The sequence below is a fragment of the Sporosalibacterium faouarense genome (assembly GCF_016765695.1).
Classification (GTDB): Bacteria; Bacillota; Clostridia; order Tissierellales; family VENL01; genus Sporosalibacterium; species Sporosalibacterium faouarense.
On the sequence record NZ_JAETGO010000018.1, the window covers coordinates 22104 to 35014 of the forward strand.

11 protein-coding genes are annotated in these 12911 nt (G+C 28.9%); all 11 read right to left on the reverse strand.

Annotated elements, in window-relative coordinates:
• Nucleotides 1-58: 58 nt before the first annotated feature.
• Nucleotides 59-1684 carry an NADH-quinone oxidoreductase subunit NuoF gene (gene nuoF, locus JMO20_RS02500; RefSeq protein ID WP_202707877.1) on the reverse strand — a complete coding sequence of 542 codons (1626 nt, stop codon included), beginning with the start codon at nucleotides 1682-1684 and terminating at the stop codon, nucleotides 59-61.
• 70 nt (nucleotides 1685-1754) lie between these two features.
• The gene (locus JMO20_RS02505; RefSeq protein ID WP_202707879.1) at nucleotides 1755-2123 is read right to left on the reverse strand and encodes a (2Fe-2S) ferredoxin domain-containing protein; all 369 of its coding nucleotides are present in this window, start codon (nucleotides 2121-2123) and stop codon (nucleotides 1755-1757) included.
• Between the two features lie 132 nt (nucleotides 2124-2255).
• Entirely contained in the window at nucleotides 2256-2744 is a 489-nt protein-coding gene (locus tag JMO20_RS02510) for an NADH-quinone oxidoreductase subunit NuoE family protein (RefSeq protein WP_202707881.1), read from the reverse strand.
• Between the two features lie 953 nt (nucleotides 2745-3697).
• Entirely contained in the window at nucleotides 3698-4588 is an 891-nt protein-coding gene (locus JMO20_RS02515) for a PhzF family phenazine biosynthesis protein (RefSeq protein WP_202707883.1), read from the reverse strand.
• A 197-nt stretch (nucleotides 4589-4785) separates the two neighbouring features.
• Nucleotides 4786-5103, reverse strand: a complete 318-nt coding sequence (locus tag JMO20_RS02520; protein ID WP_202707885.1) for a carboxymuconolactone decarboxylase family protein — start codon at nucleotides 5101-5103, stop codon at nucleotides 4786-4788.
• Between the two features lie 208 nt (nucleotides 5104-5311).
• Entirely contained in the window at nucleotides 5312-5752 is a 441-nt protein-coding gene (locus JMO20_RS02525; RefSeq protein ID WP_202707886.1) for a hypothetical protein, read from the reverse strand.
• Between the two features lie 598 nt (nucleotides 5753-6350).
• Nucleotides 6351-7220, reverse strand: a complete 870-nt coding sequence (locus JMO20_RS02530; protein WP_202707888.1) for a ParB/RepB/Spo0J family partition protein — start codon at nucleotides 7218-7220, stop codon at nucleotides 6351-6353.
• The gene (locus JMO20_RS02535) at nucleotides 7221-7994 is read right to left on the reverse strand and encodes a ParA family protein (protein WP_202707889.1); all 774 of its coding nucleotides are present in this window, start codon (nucleotides 7992-7994) and stop codon (nucleotides 7221-7223) included.
• Nucleotides 7995-8678: 684 nt separating this feature from the next.
• On the reverse strand, nucleotides 8679-9896 hold the full coding sequence (gene hydF / locus JMO20_RS02540) for a [FeFe] hydrogenase H-cluster maturation GTPase HydF (protein ID WP_202707890.1): 1218 nt from the start codon (nucleotides 9894-9896) through the stop codon (nucleotides 8679-8681).
• Between the two features lie 11 nt (nucleotides 9897-9907).
• Nucleotides 9908-11266, reverse strand: coding sequence for a [FeFe] hydrogenase H-cluster radical SAM maturase HydE (gene hydE / locus JMO20_RS02545; protein ID WP_202707891.1), 1359 nt, complete (start codon nucleotides 11264-11266; stop codon nucleotides 9908-9910).
• A gap of 13 nt (nucleotides 11267-11279) precedes the next feature.
• Entirely contained in the window at nucleotides 11280-12644 is a 1365-nt protein-coding gene (hydG, locus tag JMO20_RS02550; protein WP_202707892.1) for a [FeFe] hydrogenase H-cluster radical SAM maturase HydG, read from the reverse strand.
• Nucleotides 12645-12911 lie beyond the last annotated feature (267 nt).

The window sequence follows — 12911 nt, forward strand, 5'->3', positions numbered from 1 at the left end:
ATATATCTAAAAATCCCACTATATTTTCTTTAGTTTTTATATTTAATTATTATTATATTCAAATACTATTTATTCTTAAATGAGGAAATGGACATCTCTTTTCATTAACGTGGGCTTCATACTCATGTCTAAAGTGCTTCAACGTTGATAATACTGGATTTGGAGCTGTCTGACCAAGTCCACATAATGAAGATACCTTAATGTTTTCTGCTAATCTTTCTAATCTATCTAAATCTTCTGGTTCGCCTTTACCACTAGTTATTTTCTCTAAAATTTCAAGCATTCTTTTAGTACCAATTCTACATGGAGGACATTTACCACATGACTCTTCAACTGTGAAATCTAAGAAGAACCTTGCAATATCAACCATACAGTCATCTTCATCCATAACAATCATTCCACCAGATCCCATCATTGAACCTATAGAAGTTAAGGAATCAAAATCTATTGGTGTATCTAATGACTCAGATGTAATACATCCTCCTGATGGACCACCTGTTTGAACGGCTTTAAACTTCTTGCCATTTGGAATTCCACCACCTACTTCATATATTACTTCTCTTAAAGTAGTTCCCATTGGAATTTCTATTAGTCCTGTATTGTTTATCTTACCACCTAGTGCAAACACCTTAGTTCCTGGAGATTTTTCAGTTCCCATCTCTTTAAACCAATCTGCACCGTGTAATATTATTTGCGCTACATTTGCATAAGTCTCAACATTATTTATTAATGTTGGTTTTTGCCATAATCCTTTATTAGCTGGATAAGGAGGTTTATTTCTTGGCATTCCTCTTTCACCTTCGATAGATGCGATTAATGCTGTTTCTTCTCCACAAACAAATGCTCCGGCTCCAAGTCTAATTTCCATATCAAAGTCAAAATCTGATCCAAATATGTTTTTACCTAATAATCCCTTTTCTCTTGCTTGGTTTATAGCAATTTGAAGTCTCTCTACTGCTATTGGATACTCAGCTCTTATATATACATATCCTTGATTTGATCCAATTGCATATCCTGCTAATGCCATTGCTTCAATCACTGAGTGTGGATCTCCTTCCAGGATACTTCTGTCCATGAATGCACCAGGGTCTCCCTCATCAGCATTACATAGTACATATTTTTGATTCCCTTCTGCTTTTGCAGTAAATCCCCACTTTAATCCTGTTGGGAATCCACCACCACCTCTTCCTCTTAGTCCAGAATCTTTAACTGTTTCTATTACTTCTTCTGGAGTCATTTCAGTTAAGGCTTTACCTAATGCTAGATAACCATCTAAAGCTATATATTCATCTATGTCCTCTGGGTTAATAACACCACAGTTCTTAAGTGCGATTCTTTTTTGTTTTTTATAGAAGTCTACTTCATCAACTGATTTCACGATGTCTTCAACTATTGCATCTTTAAATAATAATCTCTTAACAATTCTTCCCTTTAGTAAGTGCTCTTCAATTATTTCTTCTACATCATCTATTTTAACTTGACTATAGAAGGAACCCTCTGGGTAAACTATTATAATTGGACCTGCTTCACATAAACCAAAACATCCAGTCCTTACTACTTTAACTTCTTTATCTAATTCCTTCTCTACTAATAGCTTCTCAAATTTTTCTTGTAATTTATCTGACTTAGACGAAGTACACCCCGTACCTCCACATATTAATACATGCGATCTATAGATATTCATTTCACTTACCCTCCTTTACATTCTAAGGCATTAATTATAATTTTTCTCTCTAAAAATTTTATCTATATATTTATTCTGCTGCACCTATTGTATATTCTGTAACTACATTTCCATTTACAATATGCTCTGCCATAACTTTTCTAGCTTTTTCAGGTGTCATATTAACGTAAGTTACTTTCTCTTCCCCAGGCTTGTACACCTCGAATATCGGCTCTAATCTACATACTCCAATACATCCTGTCTGAGTTACTTGAACATCTCCTAGATTTCTTTTATCTGCTTCTTCTAATAAGGACATAAGAACTGGTCTTGCTCCTGCAGATATTCCACATGTAGCCATACCTACTACTATTCTTGTTCCTTCGCCTCTGTCTTTTCTTAGATTTATTTTTTTAAGAGATTCTTCTCTAATTTTCTTTAATTCTTCTAAGGATTTCATTATTACACCTCCAAGAATAAAATACTTTTATTTTTTATTTATTCCATCACAAATTTTAGTCTTTAATAAATTATTTCTAACATTGTTTTCTTCATTTCCAGTTTATATATTTAACTTAAATATTAATATTAATTAATCCATGTATTTCTTTAATATCTTAGGAATTTCATCTGATTTTAATTTACCATATACATCTTCATTAACTGTCATAACTGGTGCCAATCCACAGGCTCCTATACATCTTGTTGCTTGTAACGAGAATTTACCATCAGCTGTTGTTCCATCTACTTCTAAGTTCAGTTCTTTCTTAACTTTATCAACTAAAGATTGTGATCCTTTTACATAGCAAGCAGTACCTAAACATACTCCTATTTGATATTTCCCCTTTGGTATTAGTGAGAACTGCGAATAAAATGTTGCTACTCCATAGATTTCAGCAAGTGGAACGTTTAATTCTTCAGAAATAATTGATTGAACCTCTATTGGTAAATATCCAAATATTTTTTGTGCTCTGTGTAGTACAGGCATTAGAGAACCTTTTTTACTTCTATTCTCTTCAATTACTTCTTTAAGTGTTTCAATTTTTTCTTTGTTTTCTTCCCAATCGAACTTAAATCCCATTAATAACCCTCCTTTAGACCTTTCATATTGTCATTTTTTTAACGCTTATAATGTCTATTGTTTTAACTTTTCTTGCTTAAATTATATATTAATTGTTTAAAATATGTCAATCTTATTTGAAACTATTACAAAAACTTCAAACCATTTGCTAAATTGTGTAAATTTCAAGGCTAAAACTAATCATGTTTAAAGTAGATTTTTCTATTTTATATTTATTTATATAGTTTTTTTCTATATAAAATTTTAAAAACCTATATAAATAATAGATTTTCCCGCTTTCTTTGTTAAAATATTGTCCTTTGTATAAATTAACATCATAATTATTTATTCGAACTAATTAAATAGATAACATAGATAACCCCCTTTTTAATAAGCATTAATTTTCTAGTATTGGAATTACTTTCTTTTAGAAACAAAAAAAGTCTTGCAAACTCATTAAATTTGGTAGCAAAACTTTTGTGTCATTGGATTGTCTATAATTATTAAATTATTGTTCTTTTCTTATTTTGTTAATTTATTAACTAAGAAAAGTCTATATTTATTATATAGTGCTAAACAATATATGTCAACAAATTTTGTACTATTTTTGTTAATTTAATATTAAAATAACTATATTTTTATTGATATATAAGAATGTACGATTTTTAACGAATGTTTACAAAAACGTCCTTACACTTAAAAGTATCATTAAACTTATCCTAAGCAATTTTAGGAACCCCTTGCTGTCAATCTTAATAAGTATTTTGAGTTATTACCTTTAAATAAAAAGAAAAAGAGCTTGACTAATATCTCAATTAATCAAACTCGTACTATATAATAATAGAACCCCGCACTTCATTTTTAAGGTACGTTTTATAGTACCTAGGCTAGTAATCACTAGCTATCTTTCTAACTAATTGTAATAGAAACTAAGCATTAAGCCATAAAATTTCAATTTATAATGAAATTCTTATTTAAATATTGATAACTCCTTCTATTACAATAGAAGCCTTTCCACCCACTTTAATGATTTTATCAGAATTTCTCTCTTCAAATTCACAGTCAATTATACTAGGACGTCCTAAAGAATATCCTTGATAAACTCTAATCTTGTTTTCTTTCAATATATTATTTCTTTTAAGATAATAAAGCAAAGCGCCATTTGCAGTACCAGTTGCAGCTTCTTCATTAATTCCTACCAATGGAGCAAAGTTTCTGCACCAAATTTTCGACTCATCTTCTATTGCAAAAACATGAATACCTATAGACTCATTATCTCTAGACAATTTTGAAACCTTATCATAATTAATATTTAAATTCATTAATATTTCCTTATTTTTAACTGGTATCATTATGTCAGCTAGACCTGTAGATATGATTTGGCAATCTAAGTCGTTATTTTCTATCCCTAATTGTTCTCTACTGATATTTAGAGATTCACATATAGAATTAATATCTTCTATTGCACCTAAAAACCTAGGTTTATCTTGATGCATTAAAATACTTTCTACTGCACCACCACTATAATAAATCTCTACTGGTAACTTACCTAATTTTGTGTTCTGATATACTTTTACTACTCCATTTTCTATTCCTTCAATATAGCCTTTATATGCTAAAGTGTAAAAGGTAGCAATAGTAGCATGTCCACATAAATCAACTTCACATTTTGGTGTAAAAAACCTAATATCAAAGTTCATAGGATCTTTAGCAATAACAAAAGCTGTTTCAGAAAGATTCATTTCCATAGCAATATTCTGCATATCATTTTCAGAAAGTCCTCTGGCATCAGGAACAACACCAGCAGGATTTCCCCCAAAAGGCTTGTCCGTAAATGCATCTACTTGATATATAATCACATCCATTCATTTCTCTCTCCTTTTTTATGAAAATAAGGGATGGTAATTTGTTATATATTCATTTATATTATATCAAAAGACTAAAAAATTCCATATGGTATTTATTGTATTATTATATATTCTATTATCCGTTGTATAGATTATAGTGATATATCTTATAATGTTTCACGTGAAACATTTATCTAGTATAACTAAAAATCATATTACTTATTATCAAGTTCTTGCCTAAGGGCTAACATACTTTCCATCATTGTTGGAAATCCTGCTGTGGGAGCAGTTAACAAAATTGCATGCTCTATTTCTTCTCTAGTACATCCACTTTTAAACGCTTTTCTTATATGAGTTTTTATTGAGTAATGATGTTGACAAGAGGCAGATATAGCAACTTTTATTAACCATCTTATCTTTTCTTCCAAAGGACCTCCATCATAATGCACTTTTTTCCCATAATTCTCATATGCAGTATAGACATCCTCGTATTTGCTCATAAAATACTTGAGGTTTTCTTCGATAGTATCCATATATAAACTCCTTTTTATATTCTCACTTTTATAATATATATCCGTTTTTTTTAACTAATAACAATAAATTCTGATGCTATAAAATCAAATACTAATGTATCAATATAGTTTTTTTTCACTTAAGCTTAAATTAATTAATAAGTATTTATCAATTACTGAAACTTTAGATATCCATACAACTGGAGAAATTAAACACTAGATAAACACCTTATTTTTTCAATTGATTCATGATCCATTGAGTATTCCATATAGTAATAATAAATCCACATATATTTAGAACAAAAGAATTAATTCCACTCCAATTGATATGTTCAAAGTATCCTAACCATATCATTAAAAATTCAATTGCTAAAAAAATCAAAGTCATAAAAACAATATACGGTAATTGCCAAAAAACTTTTTTAGGATAAAAATGAAAAAGAATAATTCCTGCTGGGAATCCACTTAGCCAATAAAATAATGGTATGTGCCATATAATCCATTTCATATTTATATATTCAAAAGCTCCAAGATTAATAAATGTATTATCAATTATTAGTAAAATAATTAGAGATATTAGACCACAAAACCAAGTCCTTTTAATTTTTTTTAGAGGAACAAGTAGAAACATTGCTGAATATACAATAAAGGCAAAAATTAACCATACCAAAGTAACATCTCCCTAAATATTATTTAAAATTTAATTATATTATCTCTCACTATGAGATAAATTATTATTCGAGAAAGTTGTATATTGGCAAAATCTAATATGTTTTTACAAGCTCTCATCCTAGGTGAAGCCTATTTAGTCATTTGTTCCTTAAATTAAATAGTAGAGTAGCTGAATAGCGAAGTCGCAGAAATATAATCTTGCATAAAATTTAAATATGCAAATTCTTTATTTTAAAAAAATTGTATATTTAAATTTTACTCAAGAATAGATTGCAACGTATCTAATAAAAAACAAATTTAAAATGTTACAATTTATGAAAACCATTAGAAAAATATCGGATTTTTTATTATAAAACCTTATTATTCATGAAAAATTTCATTGATAAATCTACAAGAAATTTTAACTGAATTACTACTTGTTAGATTATTATTGGACTATAATTTTCATAAAGTAAATAGAAGAAAAGTTAATATTTAAAAATCTCATAATTAGCATTTTCTTTAAAATACATTAATTATATAACTATAATTATATCTAATATAATAAATCAGTAATATTATTACTGATAAAAAAAACTAATGTTTCACGTGAAACATTAGTTTATTGATAAAACATCTAATATTCTATCCAAATCTTCTTCAGAATAATACTCTATTTCTATCTTGCTCTTCTTTCTACCTTTAACTATTTTTACTTTTGTTCCTAAAGTTTTTCTCAGTGACTCCTCTATTCCCGAAATAATTGGGTCATCTACACTATTATCTTTTTTGTTTTTATTTTTTTTATTTTCACTTAAATTCTTGACTAATTTTTCAGTCTCCCTGACACTCAAAGATTTTTCAATAATAGACTTAGCTAGCTTATATTGGACTTCTTTATTTTCCACTGCTAGCAAGGTTCTTCCATGGCCACTTGTGATTTCACCTTTCATAATTAAACCTATAACTCTTTTATCCAAATTCAATAATCGAAGTAAGTTTGTTATGTATGATCTACTCTTTCCAACTATCTCAGATATCTTTTCTTGAGTTAACTCGTGTTTCTCCACTAGAGACTTATATGCTAAAGCTTCTTCAATAGGATTTAAATTTTCCCTCTGTATATTCTCAATCAAAGCTATTTTAGTAGAATCTAGCTGCTCTATCTCTCTAATTATACAAGGTATTCTTTTTAGTCCAGCTTGCTTTGATGCTCGCCATCTTCTCTCACCAGCTATCAATTCATAGCCTTCTTCTTTCTTTCGAACAATTATTGGTTGAATAACTCCATGTATTTTAATTGATTCTGCTAATTCATTTAGTTTTACAGAATTGAATTCTCGTCTAGGCTGTTCTTTATTTGGTTCAATAAAAGTGATATCAATTTCTTCAATACTAGCTTTATTATCAATGTTATCATTGTTTATAGGTTGATCTGGGATTAAAGCCGATAGACCTTTTCCTAAACCTGTCCTTTTTTTAGCCATCTAAATCACTCCCTCTGCACAATCAATAAATTCTTCAGCTAATTCCATATAAGCTTGTGCTCCCTTTGAGTTAGAGTCATAATCTATTATTGGTATTCCAAAGCTGGGAGCTTCAGCTAATCTAACATTTCTAGGTATTATAGTCGCATATACCTTTCCTTTAAAGTAATTCTTTACTTCATCAACTACTTGAATCGAGAGATTAGTTCGACCATCAAACATACTCAATACCACACCTTCAATTTCTATAGCTGGATTCAAGCTCTTCTTAACTAATCTAATAGTATCTATCAAGGCACTAACACCTTCAAGAGCATAATATTCACATTGAATAGGAATTAACACACTATCAGCAGCAACTAAAGAATTAATAGTTAATAGCCCTAAAGATGGTGGGCAGTCAATAAAAATATAATCATAATTTCCTTTAATAGCTTGTACAGATTCCTTCAAAGAAGATTCTCTATTTTCGCTCTTAGTAAGCTCAATCTCAGCTCCTGCTAAATTCATATTTGATGGAATTAGGTCTAAATTTTCAATATTAGTTTCAATAATAGTCTCTCTTATATCAATCTTATCAACTAAAGCATCGTATATAGAAAGCTCAACTTCATTTTTATTTATACCTAAACCACTTGTTGTATTCCCTTGTGGGTCAATGTCAATTACTAATATTTTTTTATTCATCTTTGCTAAGCAAGCACTCAAATTAACATTTGTAGTTGTCTTTCCTACACCACCTTTTTGATTAAAAACAGCAACAAGTTTCCCCATTCTTTCACCTCACTTTTTTTATTATAATACTCTTTAAATATGATCTAATAGTGTCTATTGTCAATAAATTTTATCTATCTATAACATGAATTATTATATTTCTTAAGCAATACTCATTTATAAAATATCTATATCTATTTATAAAAATTATTATAGGTTTGTCCAAATTAGCACTAAATTTTTCAAATCACTCTATTAAGTATTGAATAGGATTATTATTTAAAGATATGATTGCTAAAAAGACTGCTTAGATAAGATAAACCACGGGAAGATTACTCAAAATAAATATTCTAGTAATTCATAAAAATAATTTAAAGAAATTGCATAATTAATTTCTTACATTCAGTTAAAATTGAATCTAAACGGATCCTAATAAAACCATTCTTACATCTAAATATTCAATACATACGGCTAAATTCACAAATATCTAGATACTATTAATTAATATCAATATGCAATTACATTAACTATTAAATATTTATGTTTCCGATTATATATTATAACACATAAACATTATTTTTTATGAAAAATATAAAAAATATTACCATAAAAAAATAATAATTTAATAAAAACAGTGTATTTCTATATAAAATTATATGCTCCCCTTTTAGTAATCAGCTCTAATAAAAAAACTAAAAGGTGGAGCATATTAAAATTAACTATTTAATTCATATTATAATAGCATTACTTATTCCAGATTTCTTTAGCTTCTGGAAATAAATCTAAAGCCCTATCTAGAACTTCAAACTTCATGCCAAGAAAAACACCATAATTCACTATGGGAATATTTCCTTCTTTAGCTTTATTTATTCTACTTAACATTTGTTTTCTATTTATCATACACCCTCCACAATGAACTATCATGCTATACTTAGATAGATCATTTGGAATTGTAGTACCTGAACTCCATTCGAAATTCAGTTTATTATTAGATAATTCCTGTAAAAATCTAGGTATTTTATCTCTACCTATATCTCCTTTTTGACGATGATGAGTACAAGACTCACTAATCAATACTAAATCATTTTCCTCCAATGACTTAACAGCTTTAGCTCCTCTTACCAGTTCATTTAATTCTCCTTTATATCTAGCATATAAAATTGAATAACTTGTTAGATATATATCGTTAGGAACAATATCTCTAATTTTACCAAAGGCTTGTGAATCAGTTACAACTATTTTAATTTTATCTCTAAACATCTTAATAGTTTCTTCTAATTCTGTATCTTGAACTACTATATTTATACCATTATGATCTAATACATCTCTAATAGTCTGAACTTGCGGTAATATTAATCTTCCTTTAGGAGCTGCATCATCTATAGGAACAACATGTAAGATTACATCAAATCTATTAATTAAATCTCCAATAATTGCCGGCTCTTCAAAATCAATATTTTCTGCCTTTTTTGCAATTTTATTCTTTAACTCTGTTATTCCTTCACCAGTCTTTGCACTAACGGGTATGAAATTAATATTTAGAGTACTATTATATTTGTCTATTTCATTTTCAGTAAGATCAATTTTATTAATGACACCTATTAATGGAATGCCTTTCTTATCTATTATCTTTATTATTTCTTCTTCGAATCCTAGATTTTCTGCATGTACATCTATTAGTAATATAGCTAAATCAGTTTTATCTAAAACAGTCAATGTCTTCTTTACTCTTAATTCTCCTAATTCACCTTCATCATCAATACCGGCTGTATCAATTAATACCACCGGACCTAAAGGTAATATTTCCATTGATTTATATACTGGGTCCGTTGTAGTGCCCTTCGTTTCACTTACCAATGCTATATCTTGATTAGTTATGGCATTTATTAAACTTGACTTTCCTGCATTTCTTCTCCCAAATATAGCAATATGGGGCCTGTTAGCTCTAGGTGTATTATTCATAAACTCACCCCTTAATTTATTAGTTTATCATCTATTCTATAGCCTAATTGCTTAATATATTCATAATTTAAATATTTAGGTAGCTTTCTACCTGCTTCTTCGGTGGATTTTATGGCAAAGCTTAAATCTACCATATTCTTTTTAGAATAAATTTGATAATTCTCCCTCAAATGTTGAGGAGTGCTTATCAACATAATAGTATTGGCTCCTGCCTTAAGAGCAAGTGTTTGTCCATCTGGGTGTAGTGAAGCAATGGCTGTAGTTGCAGGTAAAAATACATGCTGACAGATTATTCTTGTAATAGCAACAACTTTCAAGGTTAAATCTAAATCTCCCTTTTTTTCTTCAGCATATGGAGTCCCTTTTGCTGGTAGAAAAGGTCCAAAACCTATCATATGAACACCAAAATCCCTCTGAAAAATAATGTCTTCTGATATTTCATCCATAGTTTGACTTGGAAGACCTATCATACCTCCAGACCCTAATCTAATTCCTGCATTCTTAATAAAACCATGATGACTCACCCTATCGTCATAGCTATCATCAGGATGAATTTTATTAAATAACCTTTCATTGGCAGTCTCAATTTTTAATAGATAATTATTAACACCAGCTTCACTAAATAATTTATATTCTTCTTCTTTTCTTTCTCCTATACTTAAAGTAATACCCATCTTATATCTATCTTTAATTTCCTTAACAATTGATAAAATCATATCAGTTGTATAATATGGATCTTCTCCTGATTGCAATATAACTGTTTTAATTCCTATTTTATATAATTTATCAACTTCCTGTAATATTTCTTCCTCACTCATTCTATATCTGTGAGTTGAATTATCTCTTCTCACACCACAATAATTACAATTTTTCCCACAATAATTAGAAAATTCAATGGCTGCTCTTAATTCTATTCTATCTCCCACACATTCTTTTCTTATAATATCAGCCATTTTTATTAATGCCTTATACTCACTTTTATTATTAATCCCCAATAAAAACTTTACTTCCTCTTTTTGCAACTCTATATTTGCTTCTACTTTTTTAACAATTTTTCTAAACCTATCAGATATCTTGAACTCATATATTTCAGTTAAATCATATTTATATTTATGTTCAAGTGAATAAATTCCTTGATATGATATTCTATTCTCTTTTACTATATCTTCAACTTTCTTTTCAAATTTCTTATCAAATTTTATAGCTGTGGTACATACTCCACCAAATCCCTTAGGAGTTGGTATTAACTCATTTAAAATAGATTCTTTATCTAATAACTCCTTACTAAAAAGCATCTGTGCCTTTGAAGAACACACTAAAATATAGGGCTGGCTAATATTTGTATGCACAAACTTATCTAATAACGACATCTGTTATCACTTCCTAAAAATATAAGTCTCTTTCTCCGTCTTGTATTCTATCCAACCTATTATATACTTCTTCTTTTACTTTCTCATTATCTATTTCTTTTAAAAGGGTTTCTATAACTTTTTTTGCATTTTCACTTGAATCTGAGCTTGCATAATCTTCTATATATTCCTGCAATGTCATAAGAGCATTTGCTCTACATATACTTTTCATTTTTCCATCTTTAACTAGCTTCATAAATTGCTCTCCAGTTCTACCTACCCTATAACAAGCAGTACAGAAGCTTGGTATATAGCCAGATTCACTAATGCAATTTACAATCTCATCTAATTTTCTTTCATCACTTGTATAGAATTGATCTGCTTCTTCTTTCTTTTTATCCTTATATCCGCCTGGACTTGTACTAGATCCTGCACTAAATTGTGAAACTCCTAAATCTAGTAGCTCATCTCTTAACTGCTTCGACTCTCTTGTTGATAGTATTATACCTGTATATGGAACAGCTAATCTTAAAACTGCAACCAATTTTTTAAACTCTTCATCAGTTAAAGGATATTCTACCTCTTCGATAGCAGAACCATGGGCAGGTCTTAATCTAGGAACTGATATAGTATGTGGCCCACATCCGTATTTACCTTCTAAATACTCAGCATGCTGTAAAAGAGCGAGGGTATCAAACTTATAATCATATAACCCATATAATACACCCATTCCTAGATCATCGATACCTGCTTCCATACATCTATCCATAACCGTAACCCTATAATCATAGTCTGATTTTAGACCCTGTGGGTGCATCCTTTTATAAGTTTCTCTATGATATGTTTCCTGGAAACATTGATACGTACCAATACCAGCCTCTTTTAACTTTTTAAAATCTTCTACTTCCATTGGAGCCGCATTAATATTAAGTCTTCTCATATCACTATTATTATATATTTCATTTATTGCTTCAACTATATAGTCTACGTTTGATTCTACGGGATGTTCTCCAGCCACTAATAATAAACGTTTCTGTCCTTGCTCCTCTAGGGCTTTTGACTCCTCTACTATCTCATCAATTGATAGAGTCTTTCTAATTAATCCTTTATTAGCAACTCTAAAACCACAATACAAGCAATTATTAACACATTTATTCGTTAGGTATAAAGGTGCAAATAGCACTACTCTCTTACCATAAATTCTTTGCTTCAATTCTTTAGCTGCGTGGAATATTTCGTTTATTTGATCTTTATCTTCAGCGTTAAGTAAAACTGAAGTTTCATATAAAGATAATCCAAAACCATCTTTACTTTTTTCAATTATTTCTTCTATTTCATCTATATCTGCTTTTCTAGCCTCATCTAAAATGTCAAATATTTCTTTTTCATTAATAATCATGTTCTATCTCTCCTTTATAATATAGGATAACATAATTTTATACCTTTGTTAACAAAATAACAATAGATAATATTTTACTATTTGTTAACGATTTTATTTATTTTATATTTTGTAACTATATTATTAAACAAAAAATGTAAATTACTAATTCATTTTAAAACAATAAAACTTAGTACAATAGCTTTATTATGTCACTATCATACTAAGTTTAATTATCAAATACATATCTATATTTATCTTATCTAAATCTAATAACTCAATGTTATA